Here is a 26,086-nt window from a genome sequence, read left to right as displayed (position 1 = left end):
ATGGCGGCGAGCTACCTCGAAGCCTCACTCGACGCGCTGGCGCCGTCCATCGGGCGTCCGGACGTGATCGAGATCTGCATCAACCCCGACGGCAGCACCTGGGGTGAGTTCCACGGCGATCATTTCATGTCCGCGCTCGGCACGCCCCTGAGCCAGACCGCCATCAAGGACCTCGGCAACCAGATCGCCTCGGCCGCGGGCACGACGCTCAGCCAGAAGAAACCCATCGTCTCCGTCAGCATCCTCTACCGGGACCGTCCGATCCGTGCCCAAGTCATCCAGCCCCCCGCCGTCGATGGCGGCTTCTCGATCTCGCTGCGGTTCTTCTCAAGCCTGCCGCTGCAGGAGATCAAACTCGCATATCTCTTCGACCAGGAAACCAGCCTCGAGGCGCTGCGGCGCGAGCGGAACCTTGCTCTGCGAGAGGTCGTGGCCACGGGCGAGATCGACGCCGCGCTCAAGTTCTGTGTCCAGAACAAGCTCAACATGATCGTCTCGGGCGGGACCTCGACCGGCAAGACCGTCGCGGCCCGCAAGATCCTCTCCCTCGTTCCAGATCAGGAGCGGATCGTCACCATCGAGGAGGCGGCCGAGCTGCGGCCCGGACAACCGAACGCGGTGACGCTGATCTCGGATCGGGAGAGCGACACCCGCGGCGCCGACCAGCTCCTGACCTCGACGCTGCGGATGCGGCCTGACCGCATCGTGCTCGGCGAGGTTCGCGGCAAGGAGGCCATGACCTTCCTCGAGGCGATCAACACCGGCCATGGCGGCTCGCTCACCACGCTCCACGCGGAAACCCCCCAGCTCGCCGTGAGACGACTTGCCATCGCCGCGTTGAAGACCGATCTGCCCCTGACCTACACCGACATGATCCGCTACATCGAAGGCTCGATCGACGTCATCATCCAGGCCGGCCGCCACCAGGGCGCGCGCGGCATCACCGAATTCTACCTGCCCGGTCAGACCGAAGAGCTTCGCCAGTGACCATCAAAGGATACCCCATGCGCCTTTCCAACATTGCCATTCTTGTCGTTCTTGGTGCCGGTTCGGCACTGTCCGAGGGCGCGCCCAACGTGTCAACCGACCTCACGGTCGACATTGCGCCGCAGAGGTACCGGATCTGCAACGACCGCACTGCGCGCCCCGCTTGGATGGATGAACTGCATCCACGCGAAGCCTACAAGGCGCTGACGATGATGGACCTATACGAGTTGCGTGCTTGGGAGCGGATTGCCGAGACAGAGGATTGCTCTTGCGAAACGCGCTTCCCGGGATGGGATGAGGTTTCAGCGGAATACGCCGAGCGGTTTGCCACCAGCTCCAATGCTGAACATACGCAGGCCCAGCTTCATATCCGCCGGGAACGCAATGACATCCGCCAAGGCGTTCAGGACATCTGTGAAGCCCAAGGCAACTGGTAATGGGTGTCGTCAGCTGGATGGTTGGAACGGCGGACGCGTTCCTTGCCGATGCCGCGGAGTCCCAGTTCGGGGCGGTCGCAGGCAACATTGGCACGATCGTCCTGCTGATGGTGACCCTCTCGGCCATCGGGCTCTTCATCAATATGGCCTTCCAGTACCGCAGCATGGATGGCGCGAGCTTCTTCTGGTACCTCATGAAGCTGATGCTGGTCGGGCTTTTTGCCTTCAACTGGGTCCAGTTCAATGCAGTCGCCAACGCGGTGATCGGCGGATTGGATTACGTCGCAGGCGCGCTCGTATCGTCAGTTGGTGGAGGCGGGGCAGGGGCCACGCACTTCGCTGGCGAATTTGATAATCTCATTGAACGATTTGCCGACTACCTGAACGCCATCGGCAGCAACCTGAACTGGATGACCGGTGCGATCCTCGGTGGTATCGGCCTCGTGCTCCTGAGCCTCCTCGGCTTCATGACCGGGATCGTGCTGATCTTCGCCAAGATGATGCTGACCCTGATGCTCGGACTCGCGCCCGTCATGATCGCACTATCGCTCTTCGAGGCGACCAAGGATTTCTTCCACCGCTGGGTCTCGACCACCGTCAGCTATGCCTTCTACCCCGTCGTCATCGCCGCGATGTTCTCGACCGTAGTCGGCATGGCCAACGCGCTCCTGGCGCAGCTCGGCGATCCTGGCTCCGCGACCAATATCGGCTCGCTTATCCCGTTCTTCGTGATGGTGTTCCTGGCCAAGGGGTTCGTCGCCGCGACGCCGCTCATCGTGCGGGGGTTGTCGGGGAATTTCATGGTAGTGGCCGGGCCGAATGTGTTTGGCGGGGCCGCGGCGGTTGCGCGCGGCATGGCGAACACGGCAGGCGTCAAAGGGCGGGCACGGATAGGCGCGCTGACGACCGGCGAGATTGTGGGGCGGTCGATCGTTCAGGTTCCAACGGCTGCTTTTGCCACCACGAGGACAAGCGGGACAACGATATCGCGAATTGCTGAACAGGCACGGAGGATTAATCAGACCTGACAGCGACACCGCGAAGGTGCGGTTGCGAAAACCACGCTGGCGCTTCGGCAGGCACAGGCGGAGGGTCGGATTCGAGGCTTGTCGTGCTTGCAACGATGCTGGTGGCCCTGCCGATCTTTGCACAGGCCGTGAAGCCCGACGAGTTGCGGGCCGACCCGGCGCTGAAAACGCCTGCGCGCGTCATCTCGATGGAACTTCGATGCGATGTCTGCATCGACAGCTCCTATGCGGGTGTAGCCCGCGATTTGCAGCTGCCTTTGCGTGATCGCTTGACCGCCGGTGACAGCAACGAAGCTGTGATAGAAAATACTTCCGCGCACTACGTCGAGTACGTCCCGCTGATGGCCTCTGCTTACGCGCCGGACGCCGGTACTTTGACTGCCGCCGCTGTCCTGGCGGCCGGTGCGTACCGGCCCGGTTTGCTCATCTTGCGACGGAGCCGTCGCGGCGCTACCCCTGATTCACTCGATTGCGAATTCAAGGCTCGGATTGCCCAGGCCATGGTCCGCCAAGGCCAGGGAGAAGGACGATGACATGGGCCGTTTTCTCATTCCCCGCACTGTGTGCGCCAGCCATCGCGCAGAAGCCGATGCAAAGGGCGCAAAGTGTTCCATTACGGCGGTCCACAGCAGTGCCCGTCGTCCTGACCGACCAGATCGAAAAGGTCGACCGCGATCTCCGGCGTAGCCTCATTTCCGGCGCAAGGGCCGAAGCCGCCTGCCAGGAAATAAGTCACCGCGAAGTCGCTTCGGTGAAGGCCCGTTCGGGCTAGTCGCACGACGCTGATCGTCTCGGCGATCTACGTTCCGCTGATGGCCTCTGCCTACTTTAGCCTCACCGGACGTCCGACGTTGCCTGACTTAGCCATTGCAATTCGCACGGACGAGCGCGCAGCCGAACAAGAGATGGTTGCCTTGGCCGCGCAATTGCGGGACAGGCGGAACCGCAATCCGGTTGGTGGTCCTGCCGAAGGCTGGATGCTGCTGGGTCAGACCTGTTCACGGATGGACCGGTTCGATGCGGCGCCGAGGCATTCCAGACTGCGCCCGGCCGACAGGATGCCTCGTCGGTCGCCTGGCTTTGCTGGCCGAAGCCCCGATCCGCACCAATGGCTGGACCGTGACGCCCCGTGTGCTTGCAGCGCTTGAAACCGCCCAACGACTTGACCCCGGAACCGGTGGCTCGCCCTGGGTGATTTCCGGACCGGCGACACAATCGCTGAGCACGACCGATTGACGGCCGCCTCGCGTAAGCGCCCTCTGACCAGCCCTAGATGGATGCCTTCGTCGGACCGATCAATGTCATCGACACCGATCTGGGCCGCCCTTGGTGTCCCTGCGCGCACTGGTCTCTTCTGGACCGCCGGCCACGGATGTCTATCGCCATGCGGTGGGTTTCTTGCCGGAAGACGAGCCGCACAAAACCGACGTTCAGACCAGCATCACCTCCCCTGGAAAACCCGTGATCATTCAGGACTACCGGGTCGCCACGTCCATCGATGCCCGTCATGCGCGAGGTGGATCGGGGCGAGGGGCTGGATATCCAGGCGCAACCCGGCAACAGGCGGCAGGTCCAGCGCGCAGACAAGTACCGCGCGCAGTACGGGCGGGGTAGCCAGGGCCACCACGCGGTTTGCCGGGCAGTTCGCCACCTGATCCAGCCAAGGCCGCACGACTGTGCAGAGGTCGATCAGCGACGTTCCCCGGGCGGGCCGCATTTCGGGATCGCGGGTCCAGCGCGACAGCGCCTCGGGATCCTGGTCGGCGATCTCGTCGAGGGTCATGTCGGTCCAGGCTCCGAAATCCTGCGTGCCGAGTGCCTCGCAGTCATTTGGCTGCAACCCAAGCGCCATTGCCACTGAACTGGTCCCCGGCGCTGTTAGGCATGCGCTGCCGCCAAGCCGGTCGACAAGGGCACGCGCCCGCTGCACCTGCGCAGGACTCAGGTCCGCTGCAAGCCGAAAGGGGTGGTGGGTCGACATGGGCGCAGCAACAAGGATCAGTCGCATCGTGTAACTTTCGTACTGTCGCGGTGAAAAACCCTTGGCATGCGGGCGCAATCTACCTTATCGCTCAAAAAGAGGGGAACACGGAAGCCGGTGAAAGTCCGGCACGGTCGCGCCACTGTGATCGCGAAAGCGAAAGTCAGACACGAATCCTCGGAAGAAAACTCATGACGCGTCATCACAAGGAGTTCCCAATGACTGTCGCAACCCGTCCTTCCGTTTCGAGCGATGTCCCCGCCATCCCGCTACAGGCCATTGCCCCTTGGGCGATCCTGGCCACGCTGCTGGCTGCTCTGGTGGTCTATTTCGTAGGTGCCGAGCAGGGTGCATGGGCCGTGTTTGCCGGGACCGATGTGCATGAATTCGTTCACGATGCACGCCACTTGCTTGGCTTTCCCTGCCACTAAGGCAAAGCCATGACACGTCTCCTTGTGCTCGGCCTGCTGGCCGGGCTGTTGGCGTCGATCGTGACATTCGGTGTCGCGCTGGTCGTCGGTGAACCCATGCTGGATGCAGCGATCGCTTTGGAATCCGCCGAAAGCAACGCCCACGCAGCCGGAACGTCCGGGCCAACCGACACGGACGGCATGTCGCGCCGCATGCAGGCCGGGCCGGGGCTGTTCGTCGGTCTTGCGGCCGTCGGGGCCGCCTTGGGCGGCATCCTGGCCATCAGCTTTGCCGTGGCGCAGGGGCGATTCTCGCACGGGTCGCGGCGTGCCACGGTGGGCTGGCTGGCGGCGCTGGGATTCGTGGCTGTCATCGTCGTGCCCATGCTGAAATTCCCCGGAAACCCACCCGCTGTGGGTAACCCCGAGACCATCGGGGCACGCACGCTGGCCTATTTCGCCTTTCTTGGCCTCTCCCTGGCGGCGCTCGGGTTGGCCGTTTCGTCCGTGCGAAACATCTCTTCCCGGCGCCGCAAGACGCTGGTCGGGGGGGCGATCTATGCAGGCGTGATGGCTGTGGCGGCGTTCCTGCTGCCGTCGTTCCACGAGGTCGACCCGGCCTTTCCGCGCGATCTTCTCTGGCAATTCCGAGCATCGACGCTCGCGGTGCAGGCGACGCTCTGGACCAGTACGGCAATCCTTTTTGGCTGGCTGGTCGAACGGTGCAGCAAGTCTGCGTGAGGGCCGATGAACGGGCGTCATCGCGGTGGCGCCCGTTTGAGAGCCTTAAGTACAGAGGCGCTCGTCAGGATTTTCGAAGGGGCGAAGTCTTCGGGCGCACCGGGGTCCGGGGGCGTGTTGATCGGGATCCCGAAGCAGCCAAAGCTCCCGAGGTTGCGGGAAATGGAGCCGTCCGGGCGGGTCCAGTCGGCCTGCATGGGAACGATGCCCTCTCGGGACAGGGCCGTGCGGACGGGGTCGAGGACATGCGCCTTGTTCGTACTGCGGTCAACCAACTGCCAGGCCTGCGCGTTGTGGCCGACGGCCTGTTCCGCTGCCAAACGGAAGGCAATCCTAACCCCCACCGACCATGCGGACATGGCCAGAGCTTTCCTAGACGGGGCAAAGATCCGGAATGCGATCGAGAAGCCTTGTCAGCCCTTCTCTTGCCGGTTGCGACGGTCGCGCCAGATGGCGAAGGCGAGAGACAAGGCCGTGAAACCGCCAAGCGCTGCGGCCGTCCAGGTTGCCGTGCGCGCGTCTCCGTTCATTGCCTCGCTCCCGAAATGCGCGAGGAGAAAGCTCGCTGGAATGATGCCGGCCAGAGTGGCGACCGCAAAGCGCCAGAGATGCAGTTGGCTGAGGCCCGCGGCATAGCTGATCATGTCGAAGGACAGGAACGGCAGTAGGCGGCTGCCGAAGACCAGCAGAGTCAGGGTGTTCTGCGATCCGAGAAAGCCTTCACCCAGTTTCCGCCCCAGATGCCTCTCGACAAAAGGGCGGCCCAGTCCGCGGGCCAGCAGGAAGGCCGCCAGTGCCCCGAATTCTGCTCCAATGACAACCAGAATGGTCCCGAAGGTGTGCCCATAGGCGGCCCCTGCGGCGAGCGCGACCGGTGCGGAGGGCAGCGGACTTGCCACGATCGCAATTGTCATGAGGGCCACCACCAGGACGGGGCCGAGAAGTCCTGCGGCATCGATCCAACGCTGAAGGTCCTCGCGTTCCGGCAGATCGATGTCGAAGCCCAAAGCGTCGCGCCACACCCACGCGCCAATCAGGAACACGAAGAGACCGAGAACGATAAGGCGCATCATTTCCACATTCCGTGAAGCAGGTTTAGAAAATTCTACTACGGTAAAAGCCTAGACGAAGCGGTGCGAGATGGGCCAGCGGGGACTGAGCGAATGGCGGCGTATCTTTTGATGGAAAGGCTCCCGGATTGCGTGATGCGCGCAGCAAGGCGGCAGGGCCGTGCGAGGCCAGAGATGCCCTCGCCCGGGTCCGCGGGCCAGCGACAAGGGCTTTCGGGCAGGTGGTTGTGCGCTTCGTGGCCCGAGGCGGTGCATCCCGCTGAGAATCGATGTGGAAATCCCGGCAACGGGAAGGCCCAGGGGCGGTCTGCCTTGAAGCATCTTGCGACAAAAGAAGTTCGGGTCATCTGCGAAAACCGGGCTACGCTGGGCGTCATGGAGCGCAGTGCTGACAGACGAGAATGCGGACACCCGCGCAAGTGGCGCTTTGGGCAGACCCGGATCTGGCCGAGTGTCATGCTGTCAGCTGTGGTTGCGGTGTTGTTGGCCGATCCAGTCGCCGCCCAAGTGGATTCAGCGCTTTTTGAACAAATGGAGGACCTGCCCCTGCCTTGGCAGCCGGGTGCCCATGAGCCATTTCTGACGACGTTTGACGGCGCGCTCTACATGAGTTGGATGGAGCAAGCAGGGGACCGGACCAGGGTCATGATGGCAGTCCGGACATTGCAGGGCTGGTCCGACCCGCGTCTTGTTCAGGAGGGTACCGACCTCTTCGTGAACTGGGCCGACTTCCCCGGAATTGCCGTTCTCAAGGATGGCACTGTTGCCGTTCATTGGCTTCGGGAGATTGGTCTGTCGAGTTACGACTACCGGATCGAGATCGCCGTGTCCCATGACGGGGGCGCCTCGTGGAGCGATCCCATCGTCCCGCACGACGATCGGTCCTTTTCCCAGCACGGGTTCGTTTCGATGCTGCCCACGCAGCCGAATGATCTGGCTGTCATCTGGCTCGACGGGCGGGCCTACGCGGCCAAGGCCGGCGCGACGCCGTCGGCGCCGGGCGCCATGCAGTTGCGGGCAACGTCGCTGACACGCGACGGTGTGCCGGACCGCGACGTGGCTGTTGATCCGCAGACCTGTTCCTGTTGCCAGACGAGCCTCGCCGCATCTGGGGACGGCACGATAATCGCTGCCTATCGCGATCGGACAGAGGGCGAAATCCGGGATATCGCCGTCGCGCGATTGACGAAGCAGGGATGGCAAACGCCCGTCATGGTACACGATGACGGATGGGAGCTGTCCGGATGCCCGGTGAACGGTCCCGCAGTATCCGCCCTTCAAGACAGGGTGGTCACAACCTGGTTCACGGGGGCCAATGATGTCCCGGCCGTCAAGGTCGCCTTTTCCGAGGACGGAGGGCGCACCTTCGGGGAACCGGACAGGATCGATCTCGGCAGTCCTGTCGGTCGCGTCGATGTCGAGATGCTGGATGACGGATCGGCAATCGTGTCCTGGGTCGAGTGGTCAGCCGATGGTGAGTCTCTGGTGCTGTGCCGCGCCCGCGCGGGCCTCGGGTGCGTTGCGTCGCAGGTTCTTGCTGTCAACGCTGACGGAGCATCGGTCAACTTTCCGAAGATGGCCCGTTCGGGGAACGACGTTTTCGTGGCCTGGACACAACCGATCGACGGCGGCGACACGATCAAGCTGCGCCGCGGGGTCTTGCCCTCGAACCAATAGTCTCGTTTGGTCCGGGGCACGATCTACCCTGCGAGTCTGGTTGTCTCTTTCAACAGACGTCGGTTGCAGTTCGGTATGGAAGATGACCGAACGAAATCTGAGGCTCATGCGACGGGGACCACGCATCCCGCATGCGGGATGGGGCATCAAGCCAACTCGGCGGGCATATTTTTCAGGGCGACGTCCAGTGGCACGGTCGGCAGGCCGGACGCGATCCAGCCCGGTCCGCTCCCCGAGCCCAGCATTCCCTCGGCGATGTCGGCGTAGCCCGAAGAATATCCGGCACGGATCAAGGCGCCGAGCAGGGACGCGGAGCGCCCCCCGGTCGCGCAGATCAATCCGATCCGCCGTTGACCGCTCAGGGCTTTTGCCGCAAAAAGCCGTTCCGCAAATCGATCCTCGTGCATGCTGATGGGCCAGACCCCGGACCCGACACCGGTTTCCTGCCATTCCTCGCGCGATCTGACGTCGATGACGCTCAATGTATCGGCAAGCAGACCGTCAAAGGCCTCACCCGCTGAAAGAGCCATGCCCTGCTGGGCGGGCAGCGGGCTTGCAAGGATGGCGAAAACGGCGGTGTGAGTGCCGATCAGGAAGCTTCGCCGGTGCATCTTTTCTGACATGTCCGGACCTCCGGTATCAGGCGGAATCCACGGCTGTCACAAGCATGTCGCGGACATGCCCCGCGACCTTGTGCAGTTCGATGTTGTCCACGGCCGCCATGGATGCAACAGGGTCGATCGCGCTGACTTCGGTTCCCCCTGCGACGCTCCGCAGGATCACGTTGCAAGGGAGCATGGCGCCGATGCGCGGTTCAAGGCCGATCGCCTCCCATGCCATCTTTGGATTGCACGCGCCCAGGATACGATATCCGTCCATGTCGGCATCGATCTTCTTCTTCATCGTCTCTTGGACGTCGATTTCGGTCAACACGCCGAAACCTGCGTCCGAAAGCGCAGCCCGGATCCGCATGTCCGCGTCGTCGATCGAGACATTCTCCAGCAGTCGGTCGTGGGTATATTTCATTCGTTGTTTTCCCATTCTATGGCGTCGTCCGGTCACGTCCGACCGGACGAACGTATCATGCATTCCTGCCCGTGATCAGTTCTGATCCGACATCATGGGACCCCGCTGGCCCATATCGCCCGTGCCAGGCTTGAGACGGCCTGCAAAGCTGTCCATCTCCTGGGGCGAGATCTTGCCGTCGCCATCTGCATCCAGGTGCTGGAAGCGATCGACCATCTGCTCACGCATCATCGCGGCGTGCCAGGATGCGAACTCGTCGATGCCCAGTGCACCGTCACCATCCGCGTCGTATTCCTTCAGGCGGGATTGCATCATCTGGCCGGGCTCCATGCCTCCGTCCATGCCGCCCATCATCGAGTTCCCCATCATCATGCGCATCATGTCCTGATCCATCATGCCCATGCCGACGGGATTGCCCGCGCCCGGGTTCATGCCGCCGCTATGCATCATCATCATCATGCGCATCATGTTCTGCATCATCGGGGCATCAGCCCCGGCCATCGGCATATCGTCTTTCGAGAACGTGCTGGGCCCCATGGCACCCTTCGCGGCCGGGCCTTTCGCGTCACCATGATGGTCATTGTCGGCGATCGCCGGCGCGGCACCCAACAGCGCAACCGACAGTACGATAGCGGGTTTCCTCAGGTGTTTCATGGCAGCCTCCTTTGCTTGCTAGCCTACAACTCTCAGCTTTGTATTCAGACACCGGAATTGAAGCCGCCGCAGCCAGGGATTTGTATCCGTCTGTCGCAAGAGACGGCCTTGATACAAACCGCTACAAAACACCCCATGAAACCGATTGGCTACCTAATCTAAGAAGAACTTCATGGGACCACCGCCGCACATTCTTATTGTGGACGACCACGCGCAGATCCGTGAGAGTGTTGCGCGCTTCCTGGAAAAGAACGGGATGCGCGCAACCGTCGCCAAGGATGCTGTCGAGATGGACGCGAAACTTGTGACCGGACAGTACGATCTGCTCGTCCTCGACGTGATGATGCCGGGCGAAGACGGTCTTTCGGTATGCCGCCGGCTGGCACCCACCGGAAGGCTTCCGATCATCATGTTGACCGCGCTTGGTGCGGACACCGACCGGATCGTTGGCCTTGAAATCGGTGCGGATGACTACCTGGCAAAACCGTTCAACCCGCGCGAACTGCTTGCAAGGATCAAGTCCGTTTTAAGGCGGAGTTCCCGCGAAGACCCAGTGGCAGGCGGGTTGGGCGGCAAGCGTGTTCGGTTTGCGCATCTTATTCTAGACACGGATCGCCAGGTCCTGATCGAAGACAGCGGCGCCGAGGCGCCCTTGACCACGTCTGAGTTCAAACTCCTGACCGTGCTGCTTGAAAGGCGGCGTATGGTGCTCAGCCGTGAGCAACTGCTGGACCTGACCGCGGGGCGGAGCGCGGGTCCGATGGATCGAACGATAGATAACCAAATCAGCCGCCTGCGCCGCAAGATCGAACCGGACGTCTTGCGCCCGAGCATCATCAAGACCGTCCGAAATGGTGGATACTGCCTGGCCGCCGACGTCGTGGAAGCCCCGTGATGTCCCGCTTTGTGAACTCTCTCTCCGGACAATTGACCCTGGTTGTCATCGCGACCCTAGTCCTGGCGCAAGTGGTGAGTTTCTTCCTGTTCGCCGATGAGCGCAGCCTGGCCATCAGGGCGGCGATCGGCTTTGAGGCGGCCGGTCGCGCTGCCAATGTTGCGCTGCTCATCGAGGAGGCCCCGACCGACCTGAAGGAGTCGATCCTGAGAGCAGCGAATTCTCCCTTGATCCGTTTCTATCTGTCCGAGGTGCCAGCCGTTGAGCATACGGGCCATTCGGATGGCGGAATCGTCGAAGGCCGGATCCGCGCACTCATGAACGACAGTTACAGCCGCGACATTCGTGTGGAACTGCATGAGGTAGAAGGCGAACTGAGACCTTTGCCCAACCTGTCCGACGAAATGGCAGAGATGCACATGGTCATGATGCGGGGGGAGCTGAACGCGGTCGAAATGAACCTGTCGATCGCGATCCGGGGTGGGGAATGGCTCAACGTCGGAACCCGCTTCGAGCGACCACCGCTTCAATGGCCGTTCTACTCATTCGTTACCTTCGTAATCTCAACCGGCCTGCTCCTCGTGGCGGTCTGTTGGTTCGTACTGACCCGCCTGACGCGGCCACTGCGCCTCTTGTCCATCACTGCGGATAGACTGGGCCGCGGCGAAGACGTCTCCGAGTTGCCGGCGGCAGGTTCGCGAGAGGTTCAAGACCTCACTGTCGCCTTCAACAGGATGCAGGCGCGGCTGACGCGCTTCGTCAACGATCGGACACGCATGCTGGCCGCTCTCGGTCACGATCTCCGGTCTCCTCTCACGGCAATGCGTGTCCGCGCCGAACTTGTCGATGAGGACGATACCCGCGAAAGCCTGATTGCCTCCGTCGAGGAAATGCAGGGCATGGTGGAAGCGACGCTGACCTTCGCCCAGGGCCTGACCGGAACGGAGGAAACGGAACCGGTAGACCTGCGCACATTTCTTGAGAATTTGCGCGCGGACATGGCTGTCGGCTTTGCGCTGGTCGATGGACCCGATCTCTACCTCAGCGTCAGGCCGAATGCTTTCCGGCGGGCGCTCCGCAATCTGGTCGAAAACGCCGATCGATACGGTGGAGACGTGCGTGTCGGCTGGACCGTCAAGGGATCGGAACTGGCGCTGAACATCGACGATACCGGACCGGGCATCCCGGAGGAGCAGTTGGAGAAAGTCTTCGACCCGTTCTACCGCCTCGAGGAATCGAGATCGCTGGAGACGGGGGGCTACGGACTCGGACTTTCGATCGCGCGGACAATCATCCGGTCCCATGGCGGCGACATCTGCCTGATGAACCGCGCCGGCGGCGGTCTTCGTGCGGTCATTACACTGCCCGTCGGCGGCGCGGCTAGCTTTAAAGGAGAACACGATGAGACATCTGAAATACGCATTGACGGGTCCGGCCGTCTTGCAGGCGAGCATGGCGCGCGCTGATGCCGAAGGTTCCTGGGTAGGCCACATGTGGGGAGGAGGGTTCGGTTTCATGGGCGGATTGACAATGGTGATCTTCTGGGGCGCGGTCATCGCTCTGATCGTGTTTGTCGTCCTCAGACTGCGCGATGCGCCCACACAACCTCGCGAGACGAAAGCCCTGGACGCCCTGCAGCTGCGCTTCGCAAAGGGCGAGATCGACGAAGAAGAGTACAGGCGTCTGAAAGCGACTCTGGAGGAGTGAGCGGGTTTTGACCCATTCGCCCATGCGCCGCGGAAGTAGGCGGCACAGAAGAGAGGAAGACAATGTACCCGGAAATCGGTCACTTCGCGCTCGCGTTGGCGCTTGCCCTGGCATTGCTGCAAAGTGTGCTGCCAATCCTTGGAGCATCGCGCAGGAACGCCGTCCTGATGAAATCCGCTCAGGCCACAGCGATCGGCCAGGTACTGTTCGTGGCGGTCGCATTTTCGGCCCTGATGCACGCCTTCATCGTTAGCGACTTCACCGTCAGGAACGTCGTCGAGAACTCGCATTCCCTAAAACCGATGCTGTACAAGGTTGCCGGGACTTGGGGCAGCCATGAGGGCTCCTTGCTGCTCTGGGTTTTGATCCTGACGGTATTCGGCGCCGGTGTCGCCGGACTGGGATCGAACATCCCGGCCGAGACCAAGGCGCGCACGCTGTCCGTCCAGGCCTGGATCAGCGTCGGGTTCCTGTCGTTTCTCCTGCTGACCTCGAATCCTTTCGAGCGGGTCTTCCCGCCGCCTCTGGACGGCAACGATCTCAACCCTTTGTTGCAGGACGTGGGTTTGGCGATGCATCCGCCGCTGCTCTATTTCGGCTATGTCGGCTTCTCCATCGTTTTCTCCTTCGCTGTGGCCGCGTTGATCGAGGGCCGCGTCGATCCGGCGTGGGCGCGCTGGGTCCGACCCTGGACACTGGCCGCCTGGGTGAGCCTGACCGCCGGGATCGCGCTTGGGTCCTGGTGGGCCTACTACGAGCTGGGCTGGGGCGGCTGGTGGTTCTGGGACCCGGTCGAGAACGTCAGTTTCATGCCGTGGCTGCTGGGGACGGCGTTGCTGCACTCCGCCATCGTCACGGAAAAGCGCGATGCGTTCAAAAGCTGGACGATCCTACTGGCTATCCTGACCTTTTCGCTTTCGCTCCTCGGAACCTTCATCGTCCGGTCCGGGCTGTTGACATCGGTCCACGCCTTTGCCGTCGATCCGGAACGCGGTTTGTACATCCTCGGTCTGCTTGCCGTTTCCATCGGCGGTTCGCTGGCGCTCTACGCCTGGCGCGCGCCCGGGATGGAGGGCGGCGGCTTGTTCCGCCCGGTCAGTCGAGAGGCTGGCCTGCTGGTCAACAACATCATTCTCGCGGCTGCCACGGGGTCCGTCCTCTTCGGCACGCTTTACCCGCTGATCCTCGAGGCAGTGACCGGTGAAAAGATCTCTGTCGGGCCGCCGTTCTTCAACGCAGCCTTCATTCCGATGATGCTGCTGCTCGTGGGGTTCATGGGGCTGGGTCCGCTTCTGTCCTGGAAACGCGCGGACATTGCCGGGCTGCTGGACCGCGTTCGCTTTGTCGCGGTCCTGTCCTTGCTGGCCACTCTCGCCTCCTGGTATCTCCTTAACGGCGGCCCCTTCATGGCCTATCTTGCGATCCTCGCCGCGCTCTGGCTTCTCCTGGCCACGTTGCGGGAATGGGCGCTGCGGATCCGCTTGTTCGAGGTTCCGTTTCGGGACGCGGTCACACGCGCGGGCAACCTGCCTCGGGCATCCCACGGGATGACCCTTGGGCATGCGGGCGTCGCGGTCCTGATGCTGGGGATGATCGGCTCCAGCGCTTGGAAAAGCGAGGAAATCGTATTTGCGGCACCCGGCACAGAGGTTTCGATCGCCGGATTCGATATCACCTTTCAGGGAGTCGAGCGGGTTCGGGGCCCGAACTACCTTGCAGACCGTGGAACGTTGGTGGTTCGCCGCGACGGGGAGCTTGTCACCACGCTATTCCCTGAACGCCGAACCTATCCCGTCGCGCGATCAACGACGACGGAATCCGCCATCCGCTCCACTCTGGCCGGGGATCTTTACACGTCGATCGCCGAGCCTGCCTCCGACCAGGTCAACAATGCCGGGGCCTGGACCTTGCGCATTCTATACGAACCGCTGGTCAACCTGATCTGGATCGGCACTTCCCTCTTGGTCCTCGGCGGGGTGTTGTCCTTGTCGGATCGCCGCCTGCGCGTCGGTGCCCCGCGCCGCACCAAGACCGCGGCAAGCGATGCCGTGCCAGCCGAATAGGAGCAAGCATGAGACGCGTGATCGCAGTATTGCCGCTGCTGGCGGCTGTCATTTTCGGTGGTTTCTTCCTCTGGGGGCTCAATCCGGATCGGGATCCCAGCGAGATCCCCTCGGTTCTGATCTCTCAACCCGTGCCAGAATTCGACCTCGGTCCGGTCGAAGGGGTCGACAGACCGGGCCTGTCCCGGAGTGACCTCGTTTCGAACGACCGGGCCGTCGTCGTGAACGTGTTTGCCTCGTGGTGTGTCCCCTGCCGGGCGGAACATGCGGTTCTGACACGGCTGGTCGAACGGGACGGCATCCGGCTGTTCGGCATCAACTACAAGAACAAGGCCGAGGATGCCGCGAAATGGTTAAGCGACCTCGGCAATCCCTACGAACGGATCGGCTCGGACCTGACGGGCCGCACCGGCATCGAATGGGGGCTGTCCGGCGTGCCTGAAACCTTCATCGTCGATGGCAACGGGGTCGTCCTTTTCAGGTATGTCGGGCCGGTCGTGGGACCGGAGGCCGAGGCCCGTTTCATGCGGGCCCTGAACCAGGCAGGCGCAATCAGGACCGGAACCGGATCATGAAAAGGCTATTGTTGGCTCTTGCCATCGCCCTGTTCCCATTCACGGCCGGAGCGGTTGAACCGGACGAGATGCTCGAGGATGCGGCGCTCGAGGCGCGCGCTCGCGAGATTTCGAAGGAGCTCAGGTGCGTTGTCTGCCAGAACCAGGACATCGACAGTTCGAATGCGGGCGTTGCTCGCGATTTGCGCCTGCTTGTCCGGGAACGCCTGCTTGCCGGAGACAGCGATGCCGAGGTCATCGAATACATCCGCGCGCGTTATGGCGATTACGTGTTGCTGAAACCGCCACTGGAACTATCGACCTACGCGCTCTGGTTCGCGCCGGTCGGCTTCATCCTGATCGGGCTGTTGACCGGTTTCGTTGTCCTGTCCCGCAATCGAAAGCCCGAAGTGGTTTCGGCGCTGAACGAGGATGACGAGAAAACGGTTTCCGAATTTCTCAGGAACAGTGACGCAGGAGACGCTCCATGATCTGGGCTACTTTCGCCATCCTTTCACTGGTCGCCTTTGCCATCGTTCTCTACCCGGTGCGGATGGCGGGCTCGGGGATGCTGACACGAAGTGATACCGTGCCGAAAATCCTTGCCGATCAAATGCAGGAGGTGCAACGCGACCTCGACAGAGGACTGATTTCCGAAGCGGAAGCTCAGGCCGCGCAGCTGGAAATCAAGAAGCGCATCCTGTCGACGCTTCGCCAGTCGGAAAGCGCGCCCGCAAACGGGGCGGCCGGCGGACGAAAGGGCATCCTTATCGCTGCGATTTTCGCGCCTCTTTTCGCCGTTGTCTATTACACGGCCATGGGTTCGCCCGATATTCCGTCACTCGCTTTTGCCGAGCGGACGGAGGAGCGCGCCCAGAACGCCGAGGTGACAGAGCTTGCCGCCCGTCTGCGCGAGCGTTTGATAACGGACCCGGATGGCGGTCCAAGCGAAGGCTGGATGCTGTTGGGGCAGACCTATCAACGGATGGGCCGCCTCGACGAAGCGATCGCGGCCTTCGAAACCGTAGCCAAGCGTCCCGACGCGACATCCGCGACGTTCTCGATGCTTGCCGAGGCGGTGGTGATCGCCAATGATGGCGTCGTGATACCGAAGGCGTTGCGCGAGATCGACCGCGCGCTCGAACTCGACCCGCGCAATCCTGCGGCGACGTATTTCCAGTCGCTCTATTTCCTGCAAAGGGAACAACCGCGCAAGGCATACGAACTGCTCCTGTCGCGCCTGGACGAAGAAGAGACCTTTGCTCCCTGGATGGAGGTCTATGCGCAGCAGATCAACCGGATCGCCGCAGAGGAAGGGCTGCCCGCGTTTCAGACGCCAATGGCCCGGGGACGGCAACCCGGACCGTCTGCGGCGGATGTTGCGGCGGCGGCGGACATGACCGACGAGGATCGCGCAGATTTCATCCGCTCGATGGTCTCGCGTCTTGCCGCCCGCCTCGAAGACGATCCGGAGGACTTGGACGGCTGGATGAGACTTGCGAACGCGTACAGCGTTCTTCAGGAACGCAACCTCGCGATCGAGGCATACCGGAAGGCGCAGGCGCTTCTCGAGGAAATGCCGTCCGACGATCCGCGCAGGGCCGTGGTTCGTGAGGCTCTGGAACAACTCGGCGGGTGAATGACCTGCGAGGGACCGGGCAGGCTATCAGTCCTGTCCGGCACCCTGTTGCGCCAGTGCGGCAGTCCCGGCCCGGGTCAGGGCATCCATGACGTCCGCGGAGGTTAGCAACTCGGACAGGACGATGCCGTTGGGGGCGGCCGGGCCGTAGACGGCGTTGAACGGAATGCCGTAGCGTCCGTAGCTTTCAAGATAACGTGCTATGCGCGCGTCTGGTCTGGTCCAGTCGGCCTGCATCGCGGTGACGCTTTCTGCCTCTAGCGCCGTGCGGACGGGATCGCGTTCGATGACTAATGCCTTGTTTGCCTTGCAGGTCAGGCACCAGTCCGCCGTCACATCGACAAAGACGACTTCTCCGGCCGAAACCCGTCTGGCGATCTCGCCCCTGTCGAATGGAACCCACGACAGAGCTTCCTTCGTGCCCTCTTGCGGGGCTGCAGGTTGCTGCAGGTAGGGTCCGACGACCACGGCAAGAACGAAGCTGGCCGCCGTCAGGGGCCACTTCAATTGCAGGCGCAGACCCGGGATGGACACGGCAAGGATGCCTACGCTGGCGAAGACGGCAACGGCCCAGACGGCACGCTCACCCGCGACGCCAGCCAGAACCCGGAACAGCCACAGCGCCGTCACCAACAGCAGTAGTCCCATTCCCAGCTTTATGGCCATCATCCAGCGACCCGGTCTGGGCATGAAGGCGATGATGCCGGGAAACGCAGCAACAGCAAGGTAGGGCGCCGACAGTCCAAGGCCGAGCGCCGTGAACACGACCAGGATATCCACGCCCCTCCCGGCCAGGGCGAAAGCCACGGCCGTTCCGAGAAACGGTGCCGAGCACGGCGTGGCCATGACCGCGCCGAACATCCCCGTAAAGAAATCCGCCGAGTATCCCTCACGCCCACCTGCGCCGGCCAGTCGGGTCTGCAGGCCCGACGGCAAGGAGAACTCGAAGGCGCCAAAGAGGTTCGCCGAGAAGATAAGCAACACCATGATCATGATCGAGATGAACAGCGGGTTCTGGAATTGCAGCCCCCAACCCACGCTCATCCCCAACCTTTGAAGGCCCCACAGCACCAATGCCAGCCCCCACATGAAGCCCATCGCCCCGGCTGCGGACGCCAGGAAACCGGTTCGGACACGGGATCTCGGGATGTCCGAGTGGCGAACCAGCGATGACAGCTTGATCGACAGCACCGGCAGGACGCAGGGCATCACGTTCAGAACGAGCCCACCGAGCAGCGCGATGGCTGCGATCCAAACCATATCCAAGGTGTCGGGATTCGTTGCGGCACGCCGATAGGGCGGCGGCAGGTCTTGTGTCGCGCGATCCGCGAGGACTGTAAAGGACCGGTCTGGGCCATCCGTGACCGTGATCCTCGGCGGCTCGAGAGAGCCGGGATCCGCGGCAAGGATCGGCAGGCGCGCCCAAAGCAACCGGTTCTGCTCGCCCAGGCGGATATCCGGCTTGCCCATTGCAAACCCGGCACCGAGTTCGGGAAAGACGTCCGGGGATTGAAGCGGTGCGTCGACACGTATGCTGACCTGCAATTCCTTGAGGTCGTCGTCGATGAAAGCCTCTGCGACCCGAACGCCTTCGGTATCCGCATCGGCCGGAACCCGTTCGGCGTAGGTGCTGATGAGCTCTGCCGCGCCCTGGTCTATGCCCGTGCCGTTCTCAAGTGTCAGGCCAAGCGAAAACTCTTCGGGAACACAGATGTCCGAACAGACCAGCAACTTGACCTGCGCCCGAAGCGTCGCGGGGGCCCCGCTGTTCTTCAGGGTGATCCGCAGTGGGAACACAACGTTGCCCGTGTAGCCGAAATTCTCGATGCCGAATGCCGTGAAACGCGTCGGAGCTGGCCAGAGAAACTCGATATCCTCGACGTTCTCCGAGCCGCTCCAGTCGACGGAGGGTGGAATTCCGACCTCGCCCGGAGAGCGCCAATAGGTCTTCCACTTCTCGTTCAGTTTCAGATGTAGCCCTGCCGACAGGCTCCGGGTATCGCCCGGTATGCCGTCCTGAGCGGTGACGAGACGGGCCGTGAGCGGAGTACTCTGATATTCCTCCGAAGAAGCGGCCATCGCGCCCTGGCCCTGGGGAGCGCAGAAGACGGCCAGCAGCAGGACAGGGATTATTTGGCGAAGACCTAGCATGCGTCGGTCCAGTTTTCACTCCGCTCCAGTTCCACGAGTTTCCGAAGGACTGCGTCGCTCACCTCGCCTTGGATGACGGTTCGGCCTACGACCAATGCCGGCGTGCCGACAAAGCCAAAGATCTTGGCCAACGCGGCGCTTACCCTGATCTGCTCAGCTACTTCAGGGCTGTTCATGTCCGACACGAGCTGCTCGTGATTGACGCCAATCGCCTCGGACAAGGCGGCTAGATAGGCGTCATTGGCGCGAAATGGGCTGGAAAGAAGTCGTTCCTGAAATTGAACATAGGCATTCTGCCTGTCGGCTGCCAGCGCGGCCCTGGCGGCGAGCAGCGACGCGTCCCCAAGAAGCGGGAGTTCGTGCCACGTAAGCCGCACCTTGCTGTCAAGCTCCCTTTCCAGCTCTCCGAGGCGTTTTGTCTGAACCCTGCAGAATGGGCAGTAGAAATCCGAGAACGATGCGATTGGCACGACATTGGTGTTCCCGTTCGACTGGCCAAACAGCGAGCCACATATGTTTTTCCTGACGGCATCCAGTGGAAGCTCAAGAGATGCCTTCCGATTGTCGCCGATCCCCGTAAAGACATTTCCTGCAAGTGAGAATTCGCCGCCAGCGATCCTGCGGAATCCCTTGGGATCCGCGAGCATTTCGAACTCGGGCACCGGCGTGAACCGGTGCCTCAGCCAACTGATCAATGGCAGGCTACTGCCGATTGCCACTGCCCCGAATGCATAAAGGAGGTAACGCCTGTTCATGGGTTGCCTTCTATTCGATCACGTTATTGGAAAACACGAAACCCTGCCTGCCACCGCGGCATTCAAGCATCTGGACACCGGATTTAGATGTGCCGACAATACGGCAATCCTGCGGAAGCATATCCATCATTTGCTTGGTTGACAGGGTGGGATTGTCTCCAAAGCAATCAGCCAGCGATGTCGAGCACCCGCCAAGCGCGAGTATCGCAGCAAAGCCAGCGATTGAACTCGGAACTCTCGGCAACTCAACCGGTCTTCCTACCTAGAACATTCTGTTTGGCGGCGGTTTCCACAGTGGAGTCTTCCGCCGTTTCGGTGGCCGTTCTCCGGCTGTGGCACGACTTGCCCACGGCCTTGTGCATCACCAGATGCGCACCGACGCATAGCAGCAATGGGGCGAATGCCGCAGCGTTACCCCATAGTCCGGACAGGGTTCCGCCGGCCACGAAATAGCCAGCGATGGGCAAGAGCATCAGGGCACAACATGCCATCATGCCATAGTGCATCAGCCGGTCCTGAAAGGGCTTGTTTGTCTGGGTTTGCCTTGTCATGTTTCCCTCGCGTGAATATTTCCCCAGCAGTTCCGGCCCTCCCGCGCTGTAAAGTCAAGGATACAAACCGATACATTTCTCGCGGGCTTGTCAGGTTGCCTGTCGTGCGTTGTCGCGTACAAATCGCTTCGTCCAACAAAGACGTGGAGAGGCAAATGTCCGCACTGCGCGATACGAAGTTCAATCGACGGCAATTGCTTAGCGTGACCGCCATTGCGCTTGCATCACCAAGTATTGTCAGCGCCGAAATCATTCGGCGGAATATCTCTTCGTTCAGGGTTCACGACTGGCGTGACCACTTCGAGACGCTGGGAAAGGGGATCATCATCTCCGACACGACGACAAAGGCGCTCCAGCATTGGACGACCGACGGGGAGATGCGGATCTATCCAACCTCGGTTCCGATGACCGATGATCTCACGAAACGCGGCTACACAGAGGTGGTCGAAAAACGGGAGAACCCCAGTTGGGCGCCGACTCCATCTATGCGGGAGCGCAATCCCGAGTGGCCCGAATTCGTTCCGGGGGGAGACCCCATGAACCCGCTTGGAACTCGGGCACTTTATCTTTCCTGGCAGTATTACCGGATTCACGGCACCCAGGACACACGCAAGATCGGGCGCCGGTCATCGAACGGATGCATCGGTCTGTATAACGAACAGATCGAGGAAGTTTACGAGCGGGCACCTGTCGGGACGCAGGTGAAACTGATCTGAGACGCAGGCAAAAAGAAGTACACAGGCATGGACAAGCTAACAGGGCTGTTTGCGGCCGTGGTGATCATCGGCGGTGCGACGGCCGGTTACCAGTTCTTTGGAAAGAGCGAAACCGTGGTGGGTCATTCAATGACCCCGCCCGACACGCGCTCGATCGCCGAGGGCGATCCGATCGTTGAGGTCAAGCTGCCAGCGGAGCTGTCTGCGCAGGCGTCAATAGGCAAGAACGTGTTCGAAGCGAAGTGCGTGGAGTGCCACGGCACAAACGCGGCTGGCAGAAACGGGATGGCTCCGCCTCTCGTGCACAAGATCTACGAGCCCAGCCACCATTCGGACATGGCGTTCATTATGGCCGCTCAGAATGGAGTGCGCGCGCATCACTGGAACTTTGGCAACATGCCAAGGATCGAGGGGCTGACAGAGGGCGACGTCAAGATGGTGGCGGCCTATGTCCGGGAATTGCAGCGCGCAAACGGGATCAATTGATGAGCTTGAAGGAAGTGTCCAGATTGGCGATTGCCATCGTCTTGGGCGTTTTCCTAATGGTGCTCGGTGTTCCCGAAGCGCCCTCGACTAAAGAGACGATCTCGCATTCGTCGGAAACACATCCGCACGGCGGCGAAAACGCAGCGGCTCGGGCGGACTCTTCTGCCGGTCACTGCCATCCTGGCCTTGACTGCTCTGTGACAGCCATCTTCGTGCAGGTGCTCGGGCAGAGCTATGAGCCTCTGTTCTCTGAGAGTGAGCGACACTTCTCAGAAACCCTCGGACCCAAGGTGCATACGAACGTCGATCCTCCTCCTCCCCGAAGGACGGCCTGACTTTACCGACAAAAAAAAGCAGACCTATCGAAGGATCGACAAGATGAAAAAGACTACTGTAACCGCCGCAATCCTGATCGCGGGAACCGCCGTCACAGCCTTTGCCCATGGCGGAGCCACCGGGGTCGTCAAGGAACGCATGGACGCGATGAAGGCGATGGGCGACGCGGTCAAAGCCATCGCGCCGATGATGCGAGGCGAAGCGGCCTACGACGCCGAAACCTTGCGTGACGCCGCACGCACTTTCCAGGAGCATTCCGGCGAAGCGATGACCAAGCTTTTCCCGGAGGGGTCGGGCGGCATGCCGTCCGAAGCAAAAGACGCGGTTTGGACCGACTGGGACCGCTTCGCCTCCCTCGCCCAGCAACTTGGCGAGTATTCGAAAGGTCTTGAGAGCGCAGCCGGGAACGGGCTGGGCGGCATGCAGAACAGCAACATGATGGGCAGCGGATCGATGATGGGCGGAGCCTCAATGATGGGTGGTGCGCCCATGATGAGCGGTTCGGCCATGATGAGTGCTTCCGACATCGCCGCCATGCCGGCCGACGGGGCGTTCAACATGACGACGAAGGTCTGCTCCGCATGTCACTCCCGCTTCCGTGCCGAAGAAGACTGATCATGCGGCGCTTGTTGAGGCTTGTTTCCGGGGCTGCCGTGCTTGGCGTGGCCGCTCTCGGTGCCGTCGTTGCGTGGCCCGTGGGCAGCTCTGTCGGCCCGATCCCGCAGGATGGCAACGTTGACCGGGGCGCATACTTGGCGCGTGCGAGCGGGTGTATCGCCTGTCATTCGAATTTCGAAGCCGGTGGGGCGCCGCTTGCGGGCGGCGCTCCGCTCGAAACGCCTTTCGGCATATTCTACCCGCCGAACCTCACCACCGATCCCAAGCACGGCTTGGGAAGCTGGACGCGAGAGCAATTCGCCAAGGCGGTGCGGCAGGGCATCGGACCCGACGGTGAGCCATATTTTCCGTCGTTTCCCTATACCTTCTACGCGGACTTCTCCGATCAGGATATCGCCGATCTTTGGGCAGCGTTTCAGACAGTTCCCCCTGTCACTGAACCTGCCCCCGAGCACGAGGTGGGCTTTCCTTTCGACCAGCGATGGGGGCTTAAGCTATGGCGGGCAGCCTTCTTCTACGACCCGGATACGGAACCGGTCGCAGGACGGAGCGATGCCTGGAATCGCGGCAGGGAACTGGTCCGTGGCGCGGCGCATTGTGGCGCATGCCATACGCCCCGAAATCTGGCCGGTGGCCGGGACATCGGGGCATCTTTCGCGGGCAATTCCTATCTGCCCGGCGGCAGCAAGGCACCTGCGATCCGTGCAAGGGACCTGACCGAAAATGGCTGGACCGTCTCGGCGCTCGCCTATGCGCTACAGACAGGAGTCACGCCTTCGGGTGATGCGTTCGGCGGCAGCATGGCCGAGGTCGTCAGAGAGGGGACGCGGTTTCTGACCGCCGAGGATCGTCAGGCGATGGCGTTGTATCTTCTCGACCAGGACGCGCCCGAGGGTGCCACTGCCTGGGCGAACTGAACATTTGCGGGGGCATCGAGCCCCCGCATTCATGAGGACAAGCGATGACACAAACGAGACGGGAGTTCCTTCGGTATTCGGCGGCGACCACCTGCACCCTGGCGGTGCCGAGCACCGTCCTTGCTCAAGGATCATTCGACGAACTGACGGCCAGGGTGGCGCGCCAGCAGCTTCTTCCGGACACCTATCCCGCGACAGAAATCTGGGGCTACGGCGGCACGGTGCCGGCGCCGGAGATTCGCGTCAGGCAGGGGGGGCGGGTGCAGCGCCGATTCCGGAACGAACTGCCGCAGCCCAGCTCGGTCCATTGGCATGGGATCCGCATAGAGAATGCCATGGATGGCGTGTCGGGACTGACCCAGGACGCCGTGGCTCCGGGTGCGAGCTTCGACTACGATTTCGCCGCGCCGGACGCGGGAACCTACTGGTACCACGCACACAACCGCTCGCACGAACAGGTCGCACGGGGGTTGCGCGGCGCCTTGATCGTCGAAGAGCCGAATGGCCCGGACGTCGACCGGGAAGAAGTGTTGATGCTGGAGGACTGGCTGCTGGACCCGGAGACCGGTCAGCACTTCGCGGATTTCGACCAGCCGATGATGATGAGCCATGGCGGGCGGATCGGAAACTTCGTCACGACAAACGGGCTCTATGACCTCTCCATGCCCGCCCGGAAAAACGAGCGCATCCGCCTGCGTGTCATCAATGCGTCTGGCGCGCGGATTTTCCCGCTTACGTTGTCCGGGCTCGAAGGCTGGACACTTGCGCTCGACGGCATGCCCCAGCCCAGTCCCGAAAGGATAGACGGCGTGTTGATCCTGGGCCCGGCGCAGCGCATGGACCTCGTCGTCGATGTGACCGCGGACCAGGGGTCGGTTGCGCAGGTGCTGCGGATCGGTGACGATGACCAGCCGGTTCCGCAAGTTTCCTTCCCGGTCGAAGGGCTGGCGAGCCTTGCGACACGCGCCGCACCAGCGCCGCTCGAACCGAACCCGAAATCGGCGATGCCGGATCTTGCCGGCGCCCGCGACCTGCGTCTTGTCATGGCCGGGGGTGCCATGGGGCGCATGCAATCCGCCCTACTGGGTGGGGAACGCCTGGGATTCCGCCAATTGGCCGGCGCAGGACGGTTCTGGTCCTTCAACGACGTCGCCGAAATGACCGAAACCCCTCTCGCAGACCTTTCGATAAACGAACCTGTTCGCCTGAAGATCGACAATCAGACGGTCTTCCCGCACGCCATGCATCTGCACGGCATGCATTTCCGCGAAGTGCGGGCCGATGGCGCGCTTGGTCCGATGCGGGATACGATCCTCATGGCTGGCAACGAGACGCGAGAGATTGCCTTTGTCGCCGACAATCCCGGGAAATGGCTGTTCCATTGCCACATGCTCAGCCATGCGGCGTCCGGCATGACAACGTGGGTGCGGGTGGTATGAATGCCGTCTACCTTGCGGTGCCGATCGCGGTGCTTGCCGCCGGGGCGGGTTACTGGGTTGTCCAGGCTGTGCCACAGGGCCGCAACCCTGCCTCGGCGCCGGTATCCTATGACGTCGCAGAGGGTGCCGTCTTGTATGCGGAAAATTGTGCAGAATGTCATGGCGCAGAGCTTGAGGGGCAGCCGGAGTGGCGGAGCCCGGGCCCGGACGGACGCCTTCCGGCTCCTCCCCATGACGAAAACGGTCACACATGGCATCATCCTGACGGCGTCCTTTTCGATTACACGAGGCTGGGGGGAACCGCCGCACTGGCACGCCAAGGGGTGGAGTTCGAAAGCGGAATGCCTGGCTTCGGCGACAAGCTGACGGACCAGGAAATCCACAACATCCTTGCGTTCATTCGGTCCACCTGGCCTGAACGCATCCGCGACGCCCAGGCCGAGCGAACAAGAGCTGACAAGCAACAAGGAGAAGGCTGACATGTATTTGAGACAACTGATCGTGGCCATCGCATTAGCGACCTTGGCTCCGCTTGCGGCGAGTGCGGACGAACTCTCGGAGGCTCGGATCAAGGAACTCGTCCTCGAAACCATCCGGGAGAACCCGGAAATCGTCATGGAAGCTGTCGCCATCCTCGAGCAACGGCAGGCCCAGGCCCAGGCACGTGATCAGGTCCAAGTGCTCGAGACGCAGCGAGAGTTGATCGAGCGCGATCCCAATGCCCCCGTATTGGGCAATCCTGAGGGTGACGTGACCGTCGTGGAGTTCTTCGACTACAATTGTCCGTACTGCCGCAGGGTAAAACCCGAGGTGCGCGCATTGATCGACGAGGACCCCAACATTCGCCTTGTCTATCGCGAATGGCCGATTCTGGGTGAAGGATCGGTTTTTGCTGCGAAGGCGGCACTGGCAGCGCGCAAGCAGGGGAAATACGAAGAGTTCCATTGGGCAATGATGGGGCTGCAAGGGCGGGCCGAGGAAGCCTCGGTCCTGCGCGTTGCCGAAGAAATCGGGCTGGACCTCGACCAGCTTCGAACCGACATGCAGGCACCGGAGGTCGAAGAGCACATCGCAACCTCGATGCAATTGACCCAGGCGTTGGGCTTCAACGGCACGCCGTCCTTCGTGATCGGGGATGCCCTCGTGCCCGGATTTGTCGAGAAAGCGCGCCTCGCAGAGTTCGTCGACGCTGCCCGCGAGAACGATCAGTGAGCGAAGCTGCCTGGACCGGCGATGCGCGGTCCAGGC

At 62.1% G+C, this 26,086-nt stretch carries 31 protein-coding genes and 1 riboswitch; of the genes, 22 read left to right on the top strand and 9 right to left on the bottom strand.

Annotated features, from left to right (window positions below; translation table 11 throughout):
- From MAA8898_RS21955 to MAA8898_RS21940, 4 genes are all read left to right on the top strand, one after another.
- On the top strand, window positions 1–987 hold the full coding sequence (locus MAA8898_RS21955; protein WP_094023175.1) for an ATPase, T2SS/T4P/T4SS family: 987 nt from the start codon (window positions 1–3) through the stop codon (window positions 985–987).
- Entirely contained in the window at window positions 984–1,424 is a 441-nt protein-coding gene (locus MAA8898_RS21950; protein ID WP_245853565.1) for a hypothetical protein, read from the top strand. The genes MAA8898_RS21955 and MAA8898_RS21950 overlap by 4 nt, the downstream gene beginning before the upstream one ends.
- A complete protein-coding gene (locus MAA8898_RS21945) occupies window positions 1,424–2,452 on the top strand; it encodes a TrbL/VirB6 family protein (RefSeq protein ID WP_094023173.1) in 1,029 nt (342 codons plus the stop codon). Before MAA8898_RS21950 ends, MAA8898_RS21945 begins: the two co-directional genes overlap by 1 nt.
- A gap of 95 nt (window positions 2,453–2,547) precedes the next feature.
- Window positions 2,548–2,985, top strand: coding sequence for a cytochrome c-type biogenesis protein CcmH (locus MAA8898_RS21940; protein WP_094023172.1), 438 nt, complete (start codon window positions 2,548–2,550; stop codon window positions 2,983–2,985).
- 932 nt (window positions 2,986–3,917) lie between these two features.
- Here the strand turns inward: MAA8898_RS21940 and MAA8898_RS21935 are convergent.
- A complete protein-coding gene (locus tag MAA8898_RS21935) occupies window positions 3,918–4,304 on the bottom strand; it encodes a histidine phosphatase family protein (protein WP_245853571.1) in 387 nt (128 codons plus the stop codon).
- 198 nt (window positions 4,305–4,502) lie between these two features.
- Window positions 4,503–4,626: riboswitch (cobalamin riboswitch) on the top strand.
- A gap of 25 nt (window positions 4,627–4,651) precedes the next feature.
- Between MAA8898_RS21935 and MAA8898_RS21930 the strand changes: the two genes are divergently transcribed.
- Window positions 4,652–4,864, top strand: coding sequence for a CbtB domain-containing protein (locus tag MAA8898_RS21930; RefSeq protein WP_094023170.1), 213 nt, complete (start codon window positions 4,652–4,654; stop codon window positions 4,862–4,864).
- Between the two features lie 24 nt (window positions 4,865–4,888).
- Window positions 4,889–5,584 carry a CbtA family protein gene (locus MAA8898_RS21925; RefSeq protein WP_176445274.1) on the top strand — a complete coding sequence of 232 codons (696 nt, stop codon included), beginning with the start codon at window positions 4,889–4,891 and terminating at the stop codon, window positions 5,582–5,584.
- A gap of 17 nt (window positions 5,585–5,601) precedes the next feature.
- On the opposite strand, the gene MAA8898_RS21920 is transcribed toward MAA8898_RS21925, so the two are convergent.
- Together MAA8898_RS21920 and MAA8898_RS21915 are read right to left on the bottom strand one after the other, a co-directional pair.
- A complete protein-coding gene (locus MAA8898_RS21920) occupies window positions 5,602–5,943 on the bottom strand; it encodes a thioredoxin domain-containing protein (RefSeq protein ID WP_094023168.1) in 342 nt (113 codons plus the stop codon).
- Between the two features lie 54 nt (window positions 5,944–5,997).
- Window positions 5,998–6,657 carry a TVP38/TMEM64 family protein gene (locus tag MAA8898_RS21915; protein ID WP_094023167.1) on the bottom strand — a complete coding sequence of 220 codons (660 nt, stop codon included), beginning with the start codon at window positions 6,655–6,657 and terminating at the stop codon, window positions 5,998–6,000.
- 309 nt (window positions 6,658–6,966) lie between these two features.
- Here MAA8898_RS21915 and MAA8898_RS21910 point away from each other — a divergent pair, with 309 nt between their 5' ends.
- The gene (locus MAA8898_RS21910) at window positions 6,967–8,331 is read left to right on the top strand and encodes a sialidase family protein (protein ID WP_245853563.1); all 1,365 of its coding nucleotides are present in this window, start codon (window positions 6,967–6,969) and stop codon (window positions 8,329–8,331) included.
- 146 nt (window positions 8,332–8,477) lie between these two features.
- Here MAA8898_RS21910 and MAA8898_RS21905 read toward each other — a convergent pair whose 3' ends face one another.
- From MAA8898_RS21905 to MAA8898_RS26910, 3 genes are all read right to left on the bottom strand, one after another.
- The gene (locus MAA8898_RS21905; protein WP_094023165.1) at window positions 8,478–8,954 is read right to left on the bottom strand and encodes a rhodanese-like domain-containing protein; all 477 of its coding nucleotides are present in this window, start codon (window positions 8,952–8,954) and stop codon (window positions 8,478–8,480) included.
- Between the two features lie 16 nt (window positions 8,955–8,970).
- Entirely contained in the window at window positions 8,971–9,357 is a 387-nt protein-coding gene (locus MAA8898_RS21900) for a DUF302 domain-containing protein (protein ID WP_094023164.1), read from the bottom strand.
- A 75-nt stretch (window positions 9,358–9,432) separates the two neighbouring features.
- Window positions 9,433–10,011 (bottom strand): EF-hand domain-containing protein, encoded by a 579-nt coding sequence (locus tag MAA8898_RS26910; RefSeq protein WP_245853561.1) that lies wholly within the window; start codon window positions 10,009–10,011, stop codon window positions 9,433–9,435.
- Window positions 10,012–10,183: 172 nt separating this feature from the next.
- On the opposite strand from MAA8898_RS26910, the gene MAA8898_RS21890 reads away from it, so the two are divergent.
- The 7 genes from MAA8898_RS21890 to ccmI all read left to right on the top strand — a co-directional run bounded on the left by MAA8898_RS21890 (window position 10,184) and on the right by ccmI (window position 16,869).
- Window positions 10,184–10,906 (top strand): response regulator, encoded by a 723-nt coding sequence (locus tag MAA8898_RS21890; protein WP_094023163.1) that lies wholly within the window; start codon window positions 10,184–10,186, stop codon window positions 10,904–10,906.
- Window positions 10,906–12,372 carry an ATP-binding protein gene (locus tag MAA8898_RS21885; protein WP_094023162.1) on the top strand — a complete coding sequence of 489 codons (1,467 nt, stop codon included), beginning with the start codon at window positions 10,906–10,908 and terminating at the stop codon, window positions 12,370–12,372. The genes MAA8898_RS21890 and MAA8898_RS21885 overlap by 1 nt, the downstream gene beginning before the upstream one ends.
- Complete coding sequence (locus MAA8898_RS21880; protein ID WP_245853556.1) at window positions 12,359–12,613, top strand: SHOCT domain-containing protein; 255 nt, start codon at window positions 12,359–12,361, stop codon at window positions 12,611–12,613. The genes MAA8898_RS21885 and MAA8898_RS21880 overlap by 14 nt, the downstream gene beginning before the upstream one ends.
- 62 nt (window positions 12,614–12,675) lie before the next feature.
- Entirely contained in the window at window positions 12,676–14,676 is a 2,001-nt protein-coding gene (locus MAA8898_RS21875; protein WP_094023160.1) for a heme lyase CcmF/NrfE family subunit, read from the top strand.
- 8 nt (window positions 14,677–14,684) lie between these two features.
- Window positions 14,685–15,251: a DsbE family thiol:disulfide interchange protein gene (locus tag MAA8898_RS21870; RefSeq protein WP_094023159.1), complete on the top strand. Its 567-nt coding sequence runs from the start codon at window positions 14,685–14,687 to the stop codon at window positions 15,249–15,251.
- Window positions 15,248–15,721: a cytochrome c-type biogenesis protein gene (locus MAA8898_RS21865; RefSeq protein WP_094023158.1), complete on the top strand. Its 474-nt coding sequence runs from the start codon at window positions 15,248–15,250 to the stop codon at window positions 15,719–15,721. Before MAA8898_RS21870 ends, MAA8898_RS21865 begins: the two co-directional genes overlap by 4 nt.
- Window positions 15,718–16,869 (top strand): c-type cytochrome biogenesis protein CcmI, encoded by a 1,152-nt coding sequence (gene ccmI / locus MAA8898_RS21860; RefSeq protein WP_094023157.1) that lies wholly within the window; start codon window positions 15,718–15,720, stop codon window positions 16,867–16,869. The genes MAA8898_RS21865 and ccmI overlap by 4 nt, the downstream gene beginning before the upstream one ends.
- A 27-nt stretch (window positions 16,870–16,896) precedes the next feature.
- On the opposite strand, the gene MAA8898_RS21855 is transcribed toward ccmI, so the two are convergent.
- The 3 genes from MAA8898_RS21855 to MAA8898_RS21845 form a co-directional block, all read right to left on the bottom strand.
- Entirely contained in the window at window positions 16,897–19,020 is a 2,124-nt protein-coding gene (locus tag MAA8898_RS21855; protein WP_245853554.1) for a protein-disulfide reductase DsbD family protein, read from the bottom strand.
- A complete protein-coding gene (locus MAA8898_RS21850) occupies window positions 19,014–19,775 on the bottom strand; it encodes a DsbA family protein (protein ID WP_094023155.1) in 762 nt (253 codons plus the stop codon). The genes MAA8898_RS21855 and MAA8898_RS21850 overlap by 7 nt, the downstream gene beginning before the upstream one ends.
- Before the next feature lie 245 nt (window positions 19,776–20,020).
- Window positions 20,021–20,326, bottom strand: coding sequence for a DUF2933 domain-containing protein (locus tag MAA8898_RS21845; protein WP_094023154.1), 306 nt, complete (start codon window positions 20,324–20,326; stop codon window positions 20,021–20,023).
- A 155-nt stretch (window positions 20,327–20,481) separates the two neighbouring features.
- Between MAA8898_RS21845 and MAA8898_RS21840 the strand changes: the two genes are divergently transcribed.
- From MAA8898_RS21840 to MAA8898_RS21810, 8 genes are read left to right on the top strand one after another with little or no spacing between them, the layout of a single operon-like run.
- Complete coding sequence (locus MAA8898_RS21840) at window positions 20,482–21,042, top strand: L,D-transpeptidase (protein WP_094023153.1); 561 nt, start codon at window positions 20,482–20,484, stop codon at window positions 21,040–21,042.
- A 27-nt stretch (window positions 21,043–21,069) separates the two neighbouring features.
- Complete coding sequence (locus MAA8898_RS21835; protein WP_094023152.1) at window positions 21,070–21,528, top strand: c-type cytochrome; 459 nt, start codon at window positions 21,070–21,072, stop codon at window positions 21,526–21,528.
- Entirely contained in the window at window positions 21,528–21,863 is a 336-nt protein-coding gene (locus MAA8898_RS25965) for a hypothetical protein (RefSeq protein WP_141194917.1), read from the top strand. Before MAA8898_RS21835 ends, MAA8898_RS25965 begins: the two co-directional genes overlap by 1 nt.
- A gap of 43 nt (window positions 21,864–21,906) precedes the next feature.
- Window positions 21,907–22,479 (top strand): c-type cytochrome, encoded by a 573-nt coding sequence (locus tag MAA8898_RS21830; RefSeq protein WP_094023151.1) that lies wholly within the window; start codon window positions 21,907–21,909, stop codon window positions 22,477–22,479.
- Between the two features lie 2 nt (window positions 22,480–22,481).
- Window positions 22,482–23,399, top strand: a complete 918-nt coding sequence (locus tag MAA8898_RS21825; RefSeq protein ID WP_094023150.1) for a c-type cytochrome — start codon at window positions 22,482–22,484, stop codon at window positions 23,397–23,399.
- A 44-nt stretch (window positions 23,400–23,443) separates the two neighbouring features.
- Entirely contained in the window at window positions 23,444–24,838 is a 1,395-nt protein-coding gene (locus tag MAA8898_RS21820; protein WP_094023149.1) for a multicopper oxidase family protein, read from the top strand.
- On the top strand, window positions 24,835–25,317 hold the full coding sequence (locus MAA8898_RS21815; protein WP_094023148.1) for a c-type cytochrome: 483 nt from the start codon (window positions 24,835–24,837) through the stop codon (window positions 25,315–25,317). Before MAA8898_RS21820 ends, MAA8898_RS21815 begins: the two co-directional genes overlap by 4 nt.
- 1 nt (window position 25,318) lies before the next feature.
- Window positions 25,319–26,050: a DsbA family protein gene (locus MAA8898_RS21810; RefSeq protein WP_094023147.1), complete on the top strand. Its 732-nt coding sequence runs from the start codon at window positions 25,319–25,321 to the stop codon at window positions 26,048–26,050.
- Window positions 26,051–26,086 lie beyond the last annotated feature (36 nt).

This window comes from Antarctobacter aquimaris (assembly GCF_900184945.1).
Classification (GTDB): Bacteria; Pseudomonadota; Alphaproteobacteria; order Rhodobacterales; family Rhodobacteraceae; genus Maliponia; species Maliponia aquimaris.
Note: the sequence above shows the minus strand (reverse complement) of the source record. Positions and strands in the feature narration are given on the sequence as shown.